This window comes from Mesorhizobium sp. WSM4816, from assembly GCF_055811535.1.
In genome coordinates, this window is sequence record NZ_JBVVQR010000039.1 from 37,644 (window position 1) to 57,012 (window position 19,369).

General features: G+C 64.3%; 16 protein-coding genes and 2 pseudogenes. 10 read left to right on the forward strand and 8 right to left on the reverse strand.

Annotated elements, in window-relative coordinates:
• Positions 1-255: 255 nt before the first annotated feature.
• Positions 256-708, reverse strand: a complete 453-nt coding sequence (locus AC0L3H_RS28005) for an Lrp/AsnC family transcriptional regulator (protein ID WP_023803583.1) — start codon at positions 706-708, stop codon at positions 256-258.
• 162 nt (positions 709-870) lie between these two features.
• Here AC0L3H_RS28005 and putA point away from each other — a divergent pair, with 162 nt between their 5' ends.
• Positions 871-4,482, forward strand: a complete 3,612-nt coding sequence (gene putA, locus AC0L3H_RS28010) for a bifunctional proline dehydrogenase/L-glutamate gamma-semialdehyde dehydrogenase PutA (RefSeq protein ID WP_473587624.1) — start codon at positions 871-873, stop codon at positions 4,480-4,482.
• Positions 4,483-4,534: 52 nt separating this feature from the next.
• On the opposite strand, the pseudogene AC0L3H_RS28015 reads toward putA, so the two are convergent.
• The 5 genes and pseudogenes from AC0L3H_RS28015 to AC0L3H_RS28035 form a co-directional block, all read right to left on the reverse strand.
• Positions 4,535-4,736: pseudogene (locus tag AC0L3H_RS28015) on the reverse strand (hypothetical protein); the annotation flags it as partial.
• A gap of 23 nt (positions 4,737-4,759) precedes the next feature.
• Entirely contained in the window at positions 4,760-5,074 is a 315-nt protein-coding gene (gene hmuQ / locus AC0L3H_RS28020) for a heme-degrading protein HmuQ (RefSeq protein WP_473587625.1), read from the reverse strand.
• A gap of 68 nt (positions 5,075-5,142) precedes the next feature.
• A complete protein-coding gene (locus tag AC0L3H_RS28025) occupies positions 5,143-6,132 on the reverse strand; it encodes an energy transducer TonB family protein (protein ID WP_473587626.1) in 990 nt (329 codons plus the stop codon).
• A 103-nt stretch (positions 6,133-6,235) separates the two neighbouring features.
• Positions 6,236-6,679 (reverse strand): hypothetical protein, encoded by a 444-nt coding sequence (locus tag AC0L3H_RS28030; protein WP_473494567.1) that lies wholly within the window; start codon positions 6,677-6,679, stop codon positions 6,236-6,238.
• A gap of 5 nt (positions 6,680-6,684) precedes the next feature.
• Positions 6,685-8,918 (reverse strand): annotated as a pseudogene (locus AC0L3H_RS28035) (TonB-dependent hemoglobin/transferrin/lactoferrin family receptor).
• A gap of 206 nt (positions 8,919-9,124) precedes the next feature.
• Between AC0L3H_RS28035 and hemP the strand changes: the two are divergent.
• Genes hemP through AC0L3H_RS28060 form a run of 5 tightly spaced genes read left to right on the forward strand, consistent with a single transcriptional unit; the run spans position 9,125 to position 13,292 of the window.
• Entirely contained in the window at positions 9,125-9,361 is a 237-nt protein-coding gene (gene hemP / locus AC0L3H_RS28040; RefSeq protein ID WP_473587627.1) for a hemin uptake protein HemP, read from the forward strand.
• Between the two features lie 11 nt (positions 9,362-9,372).
• Positions 9,373-10,452 carry a hemin-degrading factor gene (locus AC0L3H_RS28045; RefSeq protein ID WP_473587628.1) on the forward strand — a complete coding sequence of 360 codons (1,080 nt, stop codon included), beginning with the start codon at positions 9,373-9,375 and terminating at the stop codon, positions 10,450-10,452.
• Between the two features lie 47 nt (positions 10,453-10,499).
• Positions 10,500-11,366 (forward strand): heme/hemin ABC transporter substrate-binding protein, encoded by an 867-nt coding sequence (locus tag AC0L3H_RS28050; protein WP_473587635.1) that lies wholly within the window; start codon positions 10,500-10,502, stop codon positions 11,364-11,366.
• Positions 11,367-11,377: 11 nt separating this feature from the next.
• Complete coding sequence (locus AC0L3H_RS28055; RefSeq protein WP_473587629.1) at positions 11,378-12,478, forward strand: FecCD family ABC transporter permease; 1,101 nt, start codon at positions 11,378-11,380, stop codon at positions 12,476-12,478.
• 25 nt (positions 12,479-12,503) lie between these two features.
• The gene (locus tag AC0L3H_RS28060) at positions 12,504-13,292 is read left to right on the forward strand and encodes a heme ABC transporter ATP-binding protein (RefSeq protein ID WP_091598112.1); all 789 of its coding nucleotides are present in this window, start codon (positions 12,504-12,506) and stop codon (positions 13,290-13,292) included.
• A 218-nt stretch (positions 13,293-13,510) separates the two neighbouring features.
• On the opposite strand, the gene rirA is transcribed toward AC0L3H_RS28060, so the two are convergent.
• Positions 13,511-13,972: an iron-responsive transcriptional regulator RirA gene (gene rirA / locus AC0L3H_RS28065; RefSeq protein WP_091598109.1), complete on the reverse strand. Its 462-nt coding sequence runs from the start codon at positions 13,970-13,972 to the stop codon at positions 13,511-13,513.
• Between the two features lie 198 nt (positions 13,973-14,170).
• On the opposite strand from rirA, the gene AC0L3H_RS28070 reads away from it, so the two are divergent.
• From AC0L3H_RS28070 to AC0L3H_RS28080, 3 genes are all read left to right on the forward strand, one after another.
• Positions 14,171-15,466: a DUF445 domain-containing protein gene (locus tag AC0L3H_RS28070; protein ID WP_473587630.1), complete on the forward strand. Its 1,296-nt coding sequence runs from the start codon at positions 14,171-14,173 to the stop codon at positions 15,464-15,466.
• Between the two features lie 95 nt (positions 15,467-15,561).
• Positions 15,562-15,990, forward strand: a complete 429-nt coding sequence (locus tag AC0L3H_RS28075) for a phasin family protein (RefSeq protein WP_473494571.1) — start codon at positions 15,562-15,564, stop codon at positions 15,988-15,990.
• A gap of 243 nt (positions 15,991-16,233) precedes the next feature.
• Entirely contained in the window at positions 16,234-16,734 is a 501-nt protein-coding gene (locus tag AC0L3H_RS28080; RefSeq protein ID WP_473511482.1) for a MaoC family dehydratase, read from the forward strand.
• A gap of 21 nt (positions 16,735-16,755) precedes the next feature.
• On the opposite strand, the gene AC0L3H_RS28085 is transcribed toward AC0L3H_RS28080, so the two are convergent.
• Positions 16,756-18,159: an aminotransferase-like domain-containing protein gene (locus AC0L3H_RS28085; RefSeq protein ID WP_473587631.1), complete on the reverse strand. Its 1,404-nt coding sequence runs from the start codon at positions 18,157-18,159 to the stop codon at positions 16,756-16,758.
• 106 nt (positions 18,160-18,265) lie between these two features.
• On the opposite strand from AC0L3H_RS28085, the gene AC0L3H_RS28090 reads away from it, so the two are divergent.
• Positions 18,266-19,129, forward strand: a complete 864-nt coding sequence (locus AC0L3H_RS28090) for a DMT family transporter (RefSeq protein WP_473587632.1) — start codon at positions 18,266-18,268, stop codon at positions 19,127-19,129.
• The last annotated feature ends 240 nt before the right edge of the window (positions 19,130-19,369 follow it).

Below are 19,369 nucleotides of genomic sequence, written 5' to 3' on the forward strand. Positions count from 1 at the left end.
GTTCTTGAAGACGCTGGCGGAGTGAAGGGACCCAGCTACTCGGTAGCGATCCTTCGCGCCCCCCTCTGTCCTGCCGGACATCTCCCCCACGAGTGGGGAGATTGGCTGTCCCCTCGGCTTTCGCCAATTTCAACATTCAAGGAAAGGGGCACTGTCGCCGAAGCCGCCGATCTCCCCCCAAGTGGGGGAGATGTCCGGCAGGACAGAGGGGGCGCTGTCCCGCCGGCATCGAAGGTTCTTACCGCACCAGCGCGCCTACCGATCCTTCACCGTCTCCATCGCCACGAAGGTCGAGGTCTGGGCGACGTGGGGCAGGGCGGAGATGCGCTCGCCGAGCACGCGGCGGTAGGCGGCGATGTCCGTGGTGCGGACTTTCAGCAGATAATCGAAGCTCGACGCCATCATGTGGCATTGCTCGATCTCCGGCACCGCCTGCACTGCGCGGTTGAAGGCGTCGAGCGCGGCCGAGCGGGTGTCCGACAGTTTCACCTGGACGAAGGCGACATGGCCTTCGCCCATGCGCTCACGGTCGACGATCGCCTGGTAGCCTCGGATGATGCCGTCCTTTTCCAGCCGCTTGACCCTCGCCTGCACCGGCGTCTTCGACAGGCCGACCTTTGCCGCGAGTTCCGACATCGAAAGCCGGCCGTCGCTGCCCAGCGCCGAAAGGATGTTCCTGTCGATGCGGTCCAATTGGTCTTCTGTCACCAAATATATGGTCAAATTGGAGGAAATTTGGCCGAATGATAGATCAATCGACCTCTCCTGTCGATTTCTTTGGACCGATCGAAACTACGCTTTATGCTAGCTTGCGTCATTCGGTCCGGTAACCGCCGGACCGCTCACTGATCCTCGCTCCACAGGACAGCCATGCCAGCGCTCGAAGCCATCCGCCAGCAGATCCGTGCCAATTACTTGCCTGAGGAAGACGAGGCCGTGAAGCGGCTGGCCGAGGCGGCAGGGCTTTCGACGAAAGAGCGCAAGGCAATCTCGGCCCGCGCCGCCGATCTGGTGCGGGCGGTGCGCGGCTCGTCCGATCCGCGGCTGATGGAGGTTTTTCTGTCCGCCTACGGCCTTTCCACCAAGGAGGGCGTCGCGCTGATGTGCCTGGCCGAAGCGCTGCTGCGGGTGCCGGACACCGAGACGATGGACGACCTCATCGCCGACAAGATCGCGCCGCATGACTGGTCGGCGCATTCGGGCGGCTCGAGCTCGATCTTCGTCAATGCGTCGACCTGGGCGCTGATGCTGACCGGCCGGGTGCTCGACGAAGGCGAGAACGGCATCGAAGGCACGCTGCGCGCCATGGTGCGCCGGCTGGGCGAGCCGGTCATCCGCAGGGCGGTCGCCGCCGCCATGCGCGAAATGGGCGAGCAGTTCGTGCTCGGCCGCACCATTGCCGAGGCCGTCAAGCGCGGCCGGCCGATGACCCAGAAAGGCTATCTCTATTCCTTTGACATGCTGGGCGAGGCGGCCCGCACCGAGGCCGACGCACTGCGCTATCTCAAGGCCTATGTCGACGCCATCTCGTCGCTCGATGCCGGCGCCAACGGCCCCGACATCCGCCAGAATCACGGCATCTCGGTCAAGCTGTCGGCGCTGCATCCGCGCTACGAGGCGATGCAGAAGGAAAAGATGCTGCCTGTGATGGCCGAGCGGCTTTTGTCGCTGGCGCTGGCGGCGCGCCATTCGCGCATGGGCCTCAATATCGACGCCGAGGAGGCCGACCGCCTCGACCTGTCGCTCGAAATCATCGAGCGGGTGCTGGCCGAGCCGGAGCTTGCCGGCTGGAACGGTTTTGGCGTCGTCGTCCAGGCCTATGGCCCGCGCGCCGCCTTCGTCATCGACTGGCTCTATGCGCTGGCGAAGAAGCACGACCGCACCATCATGGTGCGGCTGGTCAAGGGCGCTTATTGGGACACCGAGATCAAGCGGGCGCAGGCGCTCGGGCTCGACGGCTATCCGGTGTTCACCCGCAAGGCCAACACCGACGTGTCCTATCTGGCCTGCGCGAAAAAGCTCCTGTCGATGACCGACCGCATCTATCCGCAATTCGCCACCCACAACGCCCACACCGTCGCCGCCGTCCTGTCGATGGCCGGCGATCGCGACTCCTTCGAGTTCCAGCGCCTGCACGGCATGGGCGAGGCACTGCACGAGACGGTGCGGCGGACCGAGGGCACGCGCTGCCGCATCTATGCCCCGGTCGGCGCGCATTCCGACCTGCTTGCCTATCTGGTCCGCCGGCTGCTCGAAAACGGCGCCAACTCCTCCTTCGTCCACCAACTCACCGACGAGGAGGTCGAGCCGGAGGATATTGCTCGCGACCCGCTCGAAACCGTCGAGAAACAGGGTCCGGTCGCCAATCCGGCGATTCCCAGCCCGTCGGCGATCTTCGGTGCGGCCCGCCGCAATTCGAAGGGCTTCGACATCACCGATCCGGTGACGCTGGCCGCGATCGACAAGGCCAGGGCGGAATTCGCGGGGCCGGACCGCTGGCACGCCAGGCCGATCACCCGTGCCGCCGGCTACGGCAAGCAGCGTCCGGTGGTCAATCCGGCAAAACCCGACGAGGTGGTCGGCACGGTCAGCGAGGCAACCGCCAAGCAGGTTGCGACCGCCGTGCGCATCGGTGTGGAGGCGCAACCGGCCTGGGCGAAGCGCGCCGTCGCCGAGCGCGCCGCCATCCTCAACCGCGCAGCCGACCTCTATGAGGCCAGCGCCATCGAATTCTTCGCGCTCGCCACACGCGAGGCCGGCAAATCACTGGCCGACGGCATCGCCGAAGTGCGCGAGGCAGTCGATTTCCTGCGCTTTTACGCGACCGAGGCGGCCAATGCCGAAACGGGAACCGAGGCGCGCGGCGTGATCGCGTGCATCTCGCCATGGAATTTTCCGCTCGCCATCTTCACCGGCCAGATTGCGGCAGCACTCGTCACCGGCAATTCGGTCATCGCCAAGCCGGCCGAGCAAACGCCGCTGATTGCCTTCCGCGCGGTCGAATTGCTGCGCGAAGCCGGTGTGCCGGAAGACGTCATCCAGCTTCTGCCCGGCGACGGTCCCTCGGTCGGCGGCCCGCTGACCGCCGACCCGCGCATTGCCGGCGTCTGCTTCACCGGCTCGACCGAGGTCGCCAAGCTGATCGAAAAGCAGCTGGCCGAGACCGCCGAGCCCGACGCCATGCTGATCGCCGAGACCGGCGGGTTGAATGCGATGATCGTCGATTCCACCGCGCTGCCCGAGCAGGCGGTGCGCGACATCCTGGCCTCGGCCTTCCAGAGCGCCGGCCAGCGCTGCTCGGCGCTGCGCGTGCTCTACGTGCAGAAGGACGTCGAGAAGAAGATGCTGGAGATGCTGAAGGGCGCCATGGAAGCGCTCAGCCTCGGCGATCCCTGGCGGATATCGACCGATGTCGGCCCAGTCATCGACGAAGAGGCACAAAAATCGATCCGCGACTATTGCACTGAGATGGGCCTGCAAGGCCGGCTGATCGCCAAGCTCGAAGCGCCGAAGGATGGCCGCTTCGTGGCGCCGCATGTCTTTCGGGTCAAGGGCATCGAGGACATCGAGCGCGAGGTGTTCGGGCCGGTGCTGCATGTCGCCAGCTTCGACGCCGACGATATCGACGGGGTCATCGCCGCGATCAACCGCAAGGGTTATGGCCTGACCTTCGGCCTGCACACCCGCATCGAAGGCCGCGCCCAGCATTTCGTCGACGGCATCCATGCCGGCAACATCTATGTCAACCGCAACCAGATCGGCGCCGTGGTCGGCTCGCAGCCGTTCGGCGGCGAAGGACTTTCCGGCACCGGGCCGAAGGCCGGCGGGCCGCACTATCTCAGGCGGTTCCGCAAGGGGCCGCAGGCGGGCACGCCTGTTCTTGACGGCCGCAAGGTGACGGCGACCGAACTCGCCGACAATCTGCCGGACCCGGCGCTCGGCGGCTGGTCGACGCGGGCTGACCGGGTGGCGGTGCTGAGGAAGCATTTGCGCGGCAAGGGTGCTGCGGCCATCGGTGCCGCCGCAAGCATCGATTTCGGCCAGGTCGATTTGCCCGGGCCGACCGGCGAGGCCAACACGCTGTCGCTGTCGCCGCGCGGTCGCGCGCTGTGCCTGGGACCGGACGCCGACACGCTGCTTGCCCAGACCATCCAGGCGCTCGCCGCCGGCAATGCGGTGCTGGCCGTCGCGCCGGGTGCGCCGGCAGCACTCTCACCACTGACCGGCAAGGGCCTGCCGCTGGCGGCCATTGACGGCCGGCCCGACCCGGTCGAGGCACGCGCGCTGCGTGTCGACGTCGTTGCCTTTTCCGGCACGCCTGAGGCCGCTCGCATCGTGCGCAAGGTGATCGCCGACCGCGCCGGCCCGATCGTGCCGCTGGTCAGCGAAGTGCTCAACCCGGCCGCCTATGCGCATGAGCGCGCCGTCTGCGTCGACACCACGGCTGCCGGCGGCAATGCCAGCCTGCTGGCCGCGGCGTAAGGGTCGGCCGGGTGCGCTCATCTCGGCAGGGCAATCACTTCAGGTTTGCGCTGCCGGCGAAGCTGCCGATCTCCCCCCTTGCGGGGGAGATGTCCGGTAGGACAGAGGGGGGTGTGAAGGATCGCCAACTTTCGACTTTAGCCACTCCCAACCGGAAATTCGCCTGAGGGCGTGGCTGTGACAGTTTGATAGGTCGGCGGCACAGCACCCCCCTCTGCCCTGCCGGGCATCTCCCCCGCAAGGGGGGAGATCGGCAGCTTCGCCGGCGGCGACCTACTCACGCGCCCTCGACGACCGAAAAGCCCTCGAACTGCGGATGGCCGAGATAGTGCACCTTGGTGGAGCCGGCGTTGCGGTGCGCGGCGCGGAAATTCTCGGATTTGGTCCAGGCGACGAAATCCTCATGGCTCGCCCACACGGTGTGCGAGGCGAACAGCGTGTAGCCTTCGGCCTCGTTGACCGGACCACGCAGCAGATGAAATTGTTTGAAACCCTTCATTTCGGACAGGCTGGAATCACGGTTCTTCCAGACGTCCTCGAAAGCGGTTTCCGAGCCATTCTGGACCTTGAAGCGATTCATGGCGATGTACATTGGCCGTCCTTTCGTGACTGCAGTTCATGATGCTTGGTGGATTGCCTGAAACGATGAGGCGAAGGCTGTTAAAATGGACCGATCCGCGCTTTAAACACCCAACTTGACTTGCCGGTTTCGCTTGGAATGGGAGGGAACGGCGCCTGCTTGCGCACCAGTGTTAAAGCGAACTGGTCAAGCTCCGCAGAACCTGAGCTTTCGGCAAGCTGTATATCGCTGATGCTGCCGTCGGCCATGACAACGAAAACGACCCTGGCATTGTTGCGAGCGCTGGCCTGTATCGCTTTCGAAACATGACGGTTGGCGCGGGCAAGCTTCTTCTGGACTTCACCGCTGTAGCCGGATTCGATCGCATTGCCTGCCGCTGCCTGCTCATTGCCCTTGCTGGAAGCCACCGCGTCGCGTTCCTCGCCATCGGCGGCGCCGCGGGCCTCGTTGGTTTCGCCGGCTCCGACAGGACCTGATGTCGGGCTCGGCCTTGGCGTCGGGATCGGCGGCTGTCCGACATCGGCAGGAGGCGCCTCGGTGCTTTGCGCCGGAGCAGCCGGCTCTGCCGGCGTTTCGATCTTCGGAGCCACGCGCTGCTCGTCCAGCCGCGGGCTGTCGGCCATCATGTCTGGCGCGGCAGTGGGTTGCTCGACAATCTGCGGCAAGGGCGCGGGCGGCTGCGTGGCCATTTCCCTGATCGGCCGGTCACCGGTGGGCCGGTCGGCAGGCGGCTCTGGCTTGATCTGGGGCTTGACCTCAGGCTTGGCTGGCCGCGGGTCGGGCACCAGGGTGACGTTCATCGCGCCCGGCACCTTACCATTCAAGGCGCTGCCGACCACGTCGGCGCCGGTTCGATCGGCGCCTTCCATCTCGATTGCGTCCCCGGCATCAAACGTGCCGGCAGGTGCGATGAGAAAAGCGGCCGCCACCGCCGCATGAAACAGGCAGGAGGCGACGATCGCCGCCGTCCAATTGCGGCTCATGGCTGACGGTCTGGCCGGCGCAAGCGGTCCGGTCGGCGCAAGCGCCAGTTCGCCATCGGCATCGGGGAGGGGACTGATGTTCTGCATGGCTCGCGGCGAGACCTGCCGCAACCGGCGCGGACTTGTCAAATCAACATCATTTACCCTGGCGGCAACAGGCCGGCCTCGTACCCGCTTCCAGTCTGCCTTCTCAGACCCCGAAGGCGATGCCGGTCTTGGTCTCGGTCTTCAGTCCGCGCATGCAAGCGTCCGGCTTGATGCCGGTGCCGGCGCATTCGGTCGAGCTGTTGATCAGCACGCGGCTGACCTTGGCGCAGTCGGCGCCGGCAAGATCGAAACGCGTCACCTTGGTCTTGCCCGCCGGCAGGTCCTTGAAGTCGAGCACCGTCAGCCGGTCGACGACGCCGGCCTCGTTGAACAGCGCGATCTCGAACGCTGCCTTCGAGAGGTCGGCGCCGAGCGTGTTGTTGACCACGAACGTCAGACGGCAGCCTTTTTCGGAGGCCTGCGCGCCATTAAGCTCAAGCGTGAGAGCAGGGGCCGGCGCAGCCTGTTGCGCCCACGCCGGACCCATCGCAAGCGGCATGGCCAGCACCGAGGTCAGCAGGCGAAGCGATGCCGTCAAGCTTTTCATTGTCGTCAGCCTCCAAATCGCATTGTCGCCACCAGCTTCAGCGTGATGCCAGGCTCGTAAACTACAACAGTGGCGGGTGCATTCAACGGGTTGGTGTATTTGACGCCGAACAAATTGTCAGCGCGAAAATCGACCTTGAGATTGTCGGTCGCCTGGTAGCCGGCGAAGACGTTGATCAGCGTGTAGTCCCTGGCCACCGGATTGCCCTTCGGCCTGCCATTATACTGCACCTCGCTGCCGACGGTCAGCTTGTCCTCCAGAAAGCGGAAGCCGAGTTGTCCGGTGACCTGCGAAGAGGGGACGGTGACAAGGTCTGCCCGCTCGCCGTCGTAGGAGATGGTGTGGCCATCGATGATCGACGCGGAAAGCCCGGCGAAACCCCAGCCGGCGTCATAGACGGCTTCCATTTCAAAGCCGCGGATCCTGGCTTCTGCAAAGTTCTGGTACTGGAAGCAGATCGGGATGCCGGGGCCGAACGGGCAGCCGCTGGTCGGGTCGAAGGCCGACAGGGTGACGCCTTCGATGTAGTCGTCGACATCGTTGTTGAAGTAGGCCGCCTTGAAACGAAACGCGTCGCCGGCCTCGACGATGTCGTCGTGCTTGTAGTTGACACCGAATTCGACGGTCTTGCCGGTTTCAGGCTTCAGATCGGGATTGGGGAGGAAGGGAAAGCTGACGCCTGCCGGATGATTGCCGCTGATGAGGGTTTCCGACAGCGACGGGGAGCGATATCCCTCGGCATAGGTGCCGTAGAATTGCAGTCCCGCAAGGCTGGCGGTTTCGAACGGCGAGACGCCGACGGTGATGCGCGGCGACAGCCGGTCGCCGGAGGTTTCGCCGACATCGCTTTCCAGCTTGTAGCTGTCGTAACGCAGGCCGGCGATGATTTCGAGCCAGCCCCAAGTGAGCTTGTCCTGGATGGAGGCGCCGGAAACGTTTCGCTTGCCCGAAGGGGTATAGAAACTGGCGCCGCCTGCGTCGCCACCCGTCTTGACGTCGTCGCCAACCCAGTCACCGCCATAGGTCAGCTCGTGCGCAATGCCGGCGGTCTCGAACCGCGAGGTGTTCCAGATGTCGATGCCCGAAGTTCCGACATCGAAAGTCGACATCGAGCCCGCCGGCAGGAGGATGGGAAGACCGGTGACCGGATCAAAGCGGTTTTGCGCAACCAGGCTCGTCATCTCCATGTTGGTCTTGTTGTAAGAGGCGTTGACGTGGAGATCGAGCCAGCTCTTGTCCGCATCGGTGATGTTGTAGCGCGCCGTGAAGGTATTCGCCTCGAGGTCGACGTCATTCACCGGCGTGCCGCCGCTGACCTCGTTCCAGCCGTCGCTCGTGCCATTCCAGCCCAGCTTCAGTTCGCTGTTTTCGCTGGGGCGGATGGTTGTCTTCAAAAGGCCGCTCGAGACGTCGAAGCCGGTGCCGTCGACCGTATCGCCGCCGCCATCCTTGTAGTCGTCATAGTCGCGATAGACGATGTTGCCGAGGACATCCCAGTTTTCGTTGAATCGGTAGGCGCCGGCAGCGCTGGTCGTCCAGCCTTCGCCGTTGCTCTCATAGCGCCCGGTCGCGGACGCCGCCCATGTCTCGCCGTCGCGAAGATAGTCGTCCGCGTCCTTGGTCTCGAACAGGACGACGCCGCCAATGGCGCCCGAGCCATAGGTGTTGGCGACCGGGCCGCGAATGACGTCGACGGATTTGATGAGGTCCGGGTCGATATAGAAGGTCGATTGCGGGCCGTGGTCGGAGCGCTGGAAATTCTGCCGCGCACCGTCGACGATCACCGCGACGCGGCCGAATCCTGCAAGCCACGGATGTTGATGCTGGAGGAGACGCGCCTCGCGTCGGCCTGGACCGCTACACCCGGCACACCCAACAGCATCTCGTTGGGCGTCGTCGCCATGCGGCGTTGCAATTGCTCCTGATCGACATGGCTGACCGAAGCCAGGGAATCGATCGCCGTCTCGCCGGTGCGGCTGACGACCAGGATCTGGTCGAGCAGCGTTGCGCCTGCCGCGGCCGGCTGTTCAGGCGCCTGCGCCTGTTCGGCCTGCTGCCGATCTGTTGCAGTTTGGGCGGCCTGTTGAGCATTGGCCGACGGGGTAAGCAGAGCGATCGCCGCAGCGCCCGCCAGCAATGCCGCCATGCCCTTTGCCATCGATCGATGCGCCGGACCTCTATGCCCCGGATCTGGGCTGCTATTCGCCAGACCCAGCCGTCCCCAATTCCCCAACCCCATGCCCCAATTCCAAAAATCCTGGTTCGATGCTGGCAGGCTTGATGCGCCGGCATTTTTCGTCGTGTCCGGCTTCTTAAATCTTGACTCATCTAGTCCGGTATTGCACTAACTAGTAAACATGAGTATTCAAGTCAAGAAATGAATTGGCATTTCACGCACCGCCGCGCCAGCCGACCAGGCCCGGCCCAGGAAAGGGATCGAACCAGATGAACACGCACAATCCCAAAGACTTTCGGCCCAAAGACTTTCGGCCCAATGACTTTCGCGATCGCGTCCGCCGTTCCGACGATAATTCGGCTCGTTTCGATCGGGTCCCGTTGACGGTGAGGACCCTGTCCAGCAACGCCTTGTTCCGGGGCGAGCACGAGATCGGCATCGAGCATCACGGAGCGCTCTACCGGCTAAAAATCACCCGCCAGGGCAAGCTCATCCTCAACAAGTAGGTAATAAAAATATGGACCAGCGCGTAAGGCCCGCGCCGCACGAGATCCGGCGGGCGCGGGCAGACAATCCGAAGACGCGCGAGCGCGATCTCGCAGCCCAGCTTGGCATTTCGGAGGCCGAGTTGGTCGCCGCGCATTGCGGCGACGGCGTCCTCCGCGTCGAGCCGCGCGTCAATGATCTTTTGACCGGCCTCGAGGCCGTCGGCGAGGTCATGGCGCTGACGCGCAATGAAAGCGCCGTGCACGAGAAGATCGGCGTCTACGACAAGGTCGTGACCGGCAACCACAATGCCATGGTGCTCGGCGAGAACATCGACCTGCGCGTCTTCCCGAAAGCCTGGGCGCACGGCTTTGCCGTCGAAAAGCGCGACGGCGGCGATATCAGGCGCAGCCTGCAGTTCTTCGATGCGGCGGGCGAGGCGGTGCACAAGGTGCATCTGCGGCCGGCGTCGAACCTCTATGCCTATCAGAAGCTGGTGGCCGAGCTGGAATCGCCGAACCAGGAGTCGAGCGTCGCGATTTCAGAGGAAGGGTCGATTTCAGAAGCCGGGCCTGAAAGCGAGGCCGAGGCTTCCGCCGCTTCCGCTGACGTCGACGATCTGCGCGACCGCTGGAGCCGGCTGACCGACGTGCATCAGTTCTTCGGCATGCTGAAGACGCTGAAGCTCGACCGCCGCCAGGCGCTGCGCATGGTTGGCCAGGATTACGCCTGGCTGCTCGACAACGATGCCGTCAGCGCCATGTTCCATCATGCCGCCGAGGGCGAGATGCCGATCATGTGCTTTGTCGGCAATCGCGGCTGCATCCAGATCCATTCGGGCCCCATCAAGTCGATCAAGCCGATGGGGCCGTGGATCAACGTGCTGGACGAGACCTTCCATCTGCATCTGCGGACCGACCACATCCAAGAGGTCTGGGCCGTGCGCAAGCCGACCAAGGATGGCCATGTCACGTCTCTCGAAGCCTATGGCGCCGACGGCAAGATGATCATCCAGTTCTTCGGCAAGCGCCACGAAGGCGAAAGCGAGCGCGAGGACTGGCGGTTTCTGGCAGAGAACCTGCCGCGCATTCCAAGCCCGACCGCAGCCTGAGGACAACCACAATGGCTGCTTTGCTTGAACGGGCGCGTGTTTTTGGAATGGCGCTTGGGGCCACGATGTGCCTTTGCATGGCCTTCGCGCTGCCGGCCCGCGCTGCCGAAGGCACGGAGGTTTTTGCGGACCCGTCGAAGATAGCGGCCATCGGCGGTTCGATCACCGAGATCGTCTTTGCCCTCGGCGAGCAGGATCGGCTGGTCGCTCGCGATTCGACCAGCCGATATCCCGAGGCGGCGCTCAAGCTGCCTGACGTCGGCTACATGCGCCAGCTGTCGCCGGAAGGCGTGCTGTCGGTCAATCCGTCGGGCATCCTGGCGCTGCACGGCAGCGGGCCGAAGCAAGCCGTCGACGTGCTGAAGAAAACGAGCATCACGTTCATCGAGGTGCCCGAGCGCTACGACCATGAAGGCATTCTCGAAAAGATCCACATCGTCGGCAAGGCGATTGGCGCCGACGCCAAGGCCGATGCGCTGGCAGCCGAGATCGATGCCAAGCTGAAGGCCGCCGAAAAGCAGACCGCCTCGATCAAGGACCGCAAACGCGTCCTGTTCGTGCTGTCGATGCAGGGCGGCAAAATCCTCGCTTCCGGCAGCGACACCGCCGCCGACGGCATCATCAAGCTTTCGGGCGGTGTCAACGCGGTTGACGGCTTCACCGGCTACAAGCAGTTGTCCGACGAGGCTGTCATCACCGCCAGGCCCGACGTGATTCTGATGATGAACAATGCCGGTCCCGGCGTATCGGACGACGAATTGTTCGCGAACCCGTCCATCCGGTCGACACCGGCGGGTGCGGCGCGCAAGCTGGTCCGCATGGATGGCGGTTATCTGCTCGGCTTCGGGCCGCGCACCGCCGACGTCATCCGTGACCTTGCCGCCTCGCTTTATGGCGGGCAGGCCGCGGACTGAGCGGGCGCCCAATGGTGGATCAATCGATCGCTGGTGCGGGCACTATGGCGACAGCATCCGACGGCGACCGTTCGGGGCGCGCGCGCATCGTCATCCTGGCTTTGTGCCTCGGACTTGCCGTTGCCGTCCTGTTTTCGCTGACATCAGGCGCATCGGATGCCTCGGCCGTCAGCGTCGTCGGCGACTGGCTGTTGGGTGCAGCACCCGGCAATGAGGCGCTGAGCGCGCGCGACCGCCTGATCGTCTACGACATCCGCCTGCCGCGCGTCACGCTCGGTGTGCTGATCGGCGCAGCACTGGCCGTCTCCGGCGCGGTGATGCAGGGGCTGTTCCGCAACCCGCTGGCAGACCCCGGTCTCATCGGCGTTTCGGCCGGAGCGAGCCTCGGCGCGGTGTCCGTCATCGTGCTTGGCGCCACAGTGCTGGCGCCGATAACTTCGATGCTGGGCACACTCGCTCTGCCGCTGGCGGCGTTCTGCGGCGGGCTGGCGACGACATTGGTGCTTTATCAGGTGGCCACCCGGCGCGGCCAAACCTCGGTCGCCACCACGCTTCTCGCCGGCATCGCGCTGGCGGCCCTTGCCATGGCGCTGACTGGTATCCTGATCTTCATGGCCGACGACCGGCAGTTGCGCGACCTGACTTTTTGGCAGCTCGGCTCGCTCGCCGGCGCGACCTGGCAAAAAATCGGCTCCGTTGGGCCTGTGATCGTGCTAGCGCTGGCGGCGATGCCGTTCCTGGCGCGCGGCCTCAACGCGCTGGCGCTGGGCGAAGCCACCGCCGGCCATCTCGGCATTCCGGTGCAGCGGCTGAAATACACGGCCATCATCGGCGTCTCGGCGGCGGTCGGGGCGTCCGTCGCCGTCAGCGGCGGCATCGGCTTTGTCGGCATCGTTGTGCCGCATCTGCTGCGTTTGGCTATCGGCCCGGACAATCGTTATTTGCTGCCGGCCTCGGCCCTGCTTGGCGCTTGCCTGCTGCTGCTGGCCGACGCCGTCGCCCGCACCATCGTGGCGCCGGCGGAGCTGCCGATCGGCATCGTCACCGCGATCGCCGGCGCCCCGTTCTTCCTCTGGATCCTGCTGCGCAAGCGTGGCGTCATCGACCTATGAGAGGGGGGCCTGTGAGAGGGTTTTCATGATCGAAGCGCGGGATGTCTCGGTAGCGATCGGCGGCAAGGGCATCGTCGCCAATGTCGATTTCGACATGCGGCCCGGTGAGATCGCGGCCATCGTCGGTCCCAACGGTTCGGGCAAGACGACCTTCCTGAGGGCGCTGTCCGGCGATCTTGCCTATTCGGGAGAGGTCACCATCAACGGTCGCGACCTGTCGGTGATGAAGCCGGTCGAGGCCGCCATGCTGCGCGCCGTGCTGCCGCAGGCGACGACCCTGTCGTTTCCGTTCACGGTGCGCGAGATCGTCAGGCTTGGCCTGCTCGGCGGGCGCTCGGGCGCGCTGCCCGGCGAGGACGAGCGCCTGCCCGAACGGGCGCTGGCGCGCGTCGATCTCGACGGCTTTGCCGGCCGTTTCTACCAGGAGCTTTCGGGCGGCGAGCAGCAGCGCGTGCAGTTGGCCCGTGTGCTTTGCCAGGTCTGGGCGCCGGTCCTCGACGGCAAACCGCGCTATCTCTTCCTCGACGAGCCGGTTTCCAGCCTCGATATCAAGCACCAATTGATCATCATGAACATCGCCCGCGATTTCGCCAGGCGGGGCGGCGGCGTTGTCGCGATCCTGCATGACCTCAATTTGACGGCGATGTATGCCGACCGGATCTTCGTCATGCACCGCGGCAGGCTTGCCGCCACCGGCTCACCGCAGGACGTGCTCAGTGACGATCTGATCGAAAAAGTGTTCGATTGCCGGCTGCGGGTCGGCGTGCTGCCGGCCGGAGACATGCCGTTCGTGCTGCCGCAGTCAGCGGTGTAAGTTCCAGCTGGCAAGGTCGGCGCCGCCCCTTCTTCCTTCTCCCCTTGTGGGAGAAGGTGGATTGGCGCGCAGCGCCAAGACGGTTGAGGGGTGTTGGACGGGACGCTGTTGGTGCCAAGCTGGAACACCCCTCATCCGACCTCGCTTCGCGAGGCCACCTTCTCCCACAAGGGGAGAAGGGAGAGTTGCAAGCGCTGTTCGCTATGGCTCGACCCGACTCAGGCGGCCGGCGCCCTTTGCACCAGCATGTCGATGCCGAGCAGGTGGCGCACGTTCGGGCGCGCTGCCACCATGTCGGCGATCGTATAGCGCTCGAGCACGGCGAAGAAGGCGTTGAGCGCCTCGCGCAGCGACGAATTCAGTGCGCAACTGTCGACCAGCGGACATTCGGCGGCGTCGTTCTCGAAGCATTCGGCCATGGCGAAGCTCTCTTCGGTCACGCGCACGACGTCGAATAGGGTGATCGATTCGGCCGGCCGGCCGAGCCTGACGCCGCCGTTCCTGCCGCGCACCGTCTCGACCAGACCATGCTCGACCAAAGGCTGCAGGATCTTGAAGAGAAAGAGCTCGGACACCGAGTAGGCGGCAGCGATCTCCGGGATACGGCTCAGCCGGTCGGTATTCGCAGCGCAATACATCAGAATGCGCATGGCGTAGTTGGTCTGGCGTGTCAGCCGCATTGTGTCCTCACGAAGCAATAGCTCAACCCTAATATGGCCTATACCTTGGAATAATTCCAGACAAGCACCGCGTGATAGTTGAATATTTTTATCATGTTTGTGTGGGCGGTCGTGCAAACCACGACCCTGATATGGCGCGCATTCGGGTGGGCGGATCACTAGGTTAAGTCCGCGACATCGACCAGGAGCAGTTCATCCATGCCACAATCATCACCGGCTTTGGCATCCGCCCGGTTCGATGCCGACGCGGAGGCCAAGCTTTCGGCGCTTCGGCGCACAAAAGTCGTCGCCACCGCAGCGCTTGCGCTCTGCGTCGTCATCTTTGCGGTGGCCAAGTCGTTCGAGGGCCGCTTTCCGTGGCTGGGTTTCGTCGCCGCTTTCGCCGAGGCGGCGACGATCGGCGGGCTGGCCGACTGGTATGCGGTGGTGGCGCTGTTCAGACGGCCGCTCGGCCTGCCGATCCCGCACACCGCAATCATCCCGGAGAACCAGAACCGCATCGCCGACAATCTCGGCCGCTTCATCGAGGTGAATTTCCTGGCGCCCGAACCGGTGCGCGAAAAGCTTGCCGAGGTCGATTTTTCCGCGCTCGTTGCCGACTGGCTTGCCGACCCCAACCGCGCCGCCGATCTGTCGCATTTCGTCGGCCGGCTGGTGCCGCAGACACTGGCGGCGATCGAGCAATCCGGCCTGCGCGGCTTTGTCAGCAGCCGCATGCTGGAGCAGATCGAAAAGGTGCCGCTGGCGCCGCTCGCCGCCGAGTTGCTGTCGGCCCTGACCGATGATCGCCGCCACCAACGACTGTTCGACGAATTCACCAAGGTCGTCGGCCGCTTCCTGAGCGACGAGGCGGCGCTGGCGACGATGCGCGAGAAGATCCGCGAGGAATTGCCGTCGCTGTTCAACCTGTTCCGCGCCGATGCGTATCTGCTGAAGAAGATCGTCGCCTCAGCCGGTTCGTTGCTCGACGAGGTGAGGGCCGATCCCGACCACCCGATGCGCGCCGAATTCGACCGTTTTGTCCTGAGCTTCGTCGAGCGGCTGAGGACATCCAAGCAATACGCCAAGCGCGCCGAGAAACTGAAGCGCGATTTCCTCGCCCGGCCGGAGCTGAAGGCGCTGGCCGGCGACATGTGGGAAAGCCTCAGTGTGTTCATCGAGCAGGACGCCAAGGCGCCGAATTCGATGATCCGCGCCCATCTCGCCAGCATGTTCGTCGAGGTCGGCCGCCATCTTGCCGGCGACGCCCAGATCAGGGCCGACATGAACCAGGGGTTTATCGTTGCGCTGTCGTCGTTCGTCGAAAGCCAGAAGAGCGGCGTCTCGAAATTCATCGCCGATCAGGTCAAGCGCTGGGACCTTGCGCAACTGACCAGGCTGATCGAAATGAACATCGGCAGGGACCTGCAATATATCCGCTTCAACGGCATGGTCATCGGCGGCCTGGCCGGCGTCGTGCTCCACACTTTGGAACGGCTGTTCCTCGTCGGCTGAGGCGCGATGTGTACGCGGCCGAATGGACCGCGAAGCTCCGCTGTTCTATTGTTTCTCTTCAGCTGCCGAATTCGCAGCAACAGAGGAAAACCACCATGGCAAAGCGACCGGAATCCGACACCTTCATCGACATGTTCGGCAGGTTCGGCCGCGACCTGAAGCTGCCGAACGTCGATGTCGAGGCGATCCTCAGCCATCATCGCAAGAACCTCGAGGCACTCGAAAAGTCGGCCAGGGCAAGTGCTGCCGGAGCGTCGTCGATGCTCTCCAGGCAACGCGAGATGCTGCAGGACACGCTGCACGAGATCGCCGACATGGCACAGGACTACAGGGCGCCGGGCGATCCTCGGGAGCTGATGGCCAAGCAAACGGCGTTCGCCAGGAAATCCTTCGAAACCGCATTGAAGAATGCCGGCGAGGTGGCCGAGCTGGCCAGGAAATCCGGCACCGAATCGGTCGAGATCCTGCGCGAGCGCATCAAGGAGGCGATGGAGGAAATCCGCAGCGGCTACGACAAGAAGTAGGCTGTTTCCCAAGCCGCTGGACTTTTCTGTCGTCATCCCGGCTGGCAAAAGCCTTGGTGTTGGTGCCGCCGAGGCGCACAAAGTTCCTCTTGCCCGATAATCCTGTTGCCAGTGCTGGACACCGGCACTGGACCCGCCACTGGCGCGATCGGCCGAGGATATCGCGGCGGAACACACTGAGCGAATTGACAGAGGCGGCCGGTTCGTGGTCCGGAGGCAGGGCAAGCGATCGGGAAAGCAGGAATGACGCAAATACGGCTGAGGCCGCCGCCGACCTACGAACAGCTCAGGACGATGACAGGGCAGGAGCTTGGCGTGTCGGACTGGACGACGGTCGACCAGAGCCGCATCGACCAGTTCGCCGAATGCACCGGCGACCGCCAATGGATCCATGTCGATCCAGAGCGGGCGAAGCGGCAGAGCCCGTTCCGCGCCACCATCGCGCATGGCTATCTGACGCTGTCGATCATTGGCGCGCTGGCGCTCGACATGGGCATCGTGCCGGAAAACACGCAAGCCGTCTTCAATTATGGTTTTGACAAGGTGCGGTTCCTGGCGCCGGTCAGGGCCGGTGCGCGCATCAGGCTGCGCATCACGCTGCTGTCCATGGAGGACAAGGGCCCCGGCCAGTATCTGATGAAGGCCGCCAACATCATCGAGATCGAAGGTGAGAAGAAGCCTGCGCTGACCGCCGAAACGCTGGTCATGCTCTATGAGCGGCGGCGCAGGCGGGCAGGGCCGTGAGGGGCGAAGAGCAGCGAAAAATCAACGCGACATCGCCTCTTCGAGCGTCCTGAAAATTCTCTCGTCCGCCGACTGCGCGACGTTGAAGCGCAGGAAACGGCTGGCGGTTTGGGACAGGCTGAACGCATTGCCGGGCGCCAGAACGACATTGGCCGGCAAGGCGCGGCGGGCTATATCAGCTGCATCGACGCCTTCCGGCAGTCTGCACCACAAGAACATGCCGGTCGGCTGGTCGATCCACGGCACGATGCCGATCGCCTTCAGGCGGGTGCTTGTCTCAGCCATGGCGCGGGAAAGCCGCGTGCGCAGCAGATCGACGTGCTTGCGATAGCTGCCGTCCTTCAGCAGCGTCAGCACCAGTTGGCAGGCAAGCCTGCCGCTGCCGAATGACGTGGCGATCTTGAGATCGGTCAGTCCTTCCATCCAGTCGCGCGGAGCCGCGATGAAGCCGCAGCGCACCGACGCCGAAAGCGTCTTGGAGAAGCTTCCGATATGGACGACGCGACTAAGCCCGTCGAATGCCGCCAGCCTGGATGCCGGGGTGTGCTCGAAGTCGGCAAAGATATCGTCTTCGATGATCGTCAGATCCGATTGGTCGGCGAGCTTGAGCAATCGGTGGGCGACGACCGGCGACAGAATTGCACCCGTTGGATTGTGAAGCGCGGAATTGGTGATGTAGAGGCGCGGCCGGTGCTCGATCAGCGCCTGCGCGAACAGCTCGATATCCGGTCCCGACGGCGTATAGGCAACGCCGACCACCTTGGCCCGATGAGCGCGCAACAGGGCATGGAAGTTGAAATAGCAGGGGTCGTCCACCAGCACCGTGTCGCCCGGCTCGAGCAGGAACCGGCACAGGAGATCGATGGCCTGGGTGCCCGATTCCGTCAGCATGATCTGGTCGGGAGACGCCTCGATGCCATGCTCTGCCATGCGCCGTGCGAGCAGATGCCGCAGCGGCGGCAGCCCGAGCGGGGTGCCGTAATCGGTCAGCGTGACATCATCGCCGCGTGCCATTGTCCGCAGCGCCCGGCGCAATCCGGCCTCCGGCATCCACGCGGCCGGCAGCCAGCCGCAGCCGGGTTTGAGCACGCCGTCGCCGGCTTCCAGCGACTGGCGCGAAACCCAGAGCGGATCGACGGCACGGTCAAGCCTGGGGCCGATCTCGGCCAGCGACAAGGGAGCCAACGGTCCGGCGGCATAAAAGCCCGAACCTGGACGCGAGCGGATGACGCCTTCTGCGGCAAGACGCTCATAGGCTTCGACCACTGTGGATTTCGAAACCTGCATGGTTTTCGCGAAAGCCCGGATCGAAGGCAATCGTGTTCCCGGTGTCAGGCTGCGCGCGGCGATCCTGTGCCTGATCGTCGCCATGACGCTTTCGACAAGCGTCCCGCTGCCCACATTTGCCGTCGTCTGCTCGTCCATCCGTACTGCTCAATCTGCCATGACAGTTTCATCAAACTGTACCTCATTGTCTCTGGCGGCGCCATAGGTCCGGCCCGATAGAGGGCGAGAACATCAGGGGCATGCGATGGACAAGACGGCGGGCGGCTGGATCAACGGATTCGTAGGAGTACTGATTTTCAGCGGATCGCTTCCGGCAACGCGGGTTGCGGTGATGGATTTCGATCCGGCCTTCCTGACCGTCGCCCGCGCTGCCACGGCAGGCATCCTCGGCCTGGCGCTTCTGCTCGTCTTTCGCCAGAAGCGTCCGGAACGGCAGGATCTGTTGTCGCTGACCATCGTCGCGCTCGGCGTCGTGGTCGGCTTTCCGCTGCTGACCGCGCTGGCGCTCAAGCACGTCACCTCGGCCCATTCCATCATCTTCATCGGCCTGTTGCCGCTGGCGACCGCGATCTTCGGCGTCATCCGCGGCGGCGATCGCCCCAAACCGGCCTTCTGGCTGTTTTCATGCCTTGGCAGCGCCCTTGTTGCCGGTTTTGCGGTGACGCAAGGTGTGGCGGCCGCGCCGCTTGGCGACATGCTGATGCTGGCCGCCATTATCCTGTGCGGATTGGGCTATGCGGAAGGCGCCGCGCTGTCGCGCAAACTCGGCGGCTGGCAGGTGATCTCATGGGCGCTGGTGTTGTCACTGCCGGTCATGCTGGCGCTGACGCTCATCACCATGCCACCGTCGCTCGAAAACGTCGGCAAGGCCGCCTGGATCGGCCTGGCCTATGTCTCGCTGTTCAGCATGCTGATCGGTTTCGTGTTCTGGTATCGCGGACTGGCGCAAGGCGGCATCGCCGCGGTCGGGCAGTTGCAGCTTCTGCAGCCTTTCTTCGGCCTCGGGCTAGCGGCAATGCTGCTGCACGAGCAAGTCAGCCCCGCCATGATCGCCGTCACCGCCGCCGTCGTGCTCTGCGTGGTCGGTGCGAAGAAATATGCGCGGTAGACGGCGGCCTTTCTTCCTTCTCCCCTTGTGGGAGAAGGTGGATTGGCGCGCAGCGCCAAGACGGAAGAGGGGTGCTGGCCGGAGTGCTGTTGGTGCCAAGCTGGAGCACCCCTCATCCGGCCGCGGAGCCTGTCCTCGGGCTTGCCGGAGGCAAGACCCGTGGGCGGCCACCTTCTCCCACAAGGAGGGCTTTGCACGGGGGCCGAAGTTTGGCGCAGATGGCGCATGGGGCGTTTTTTG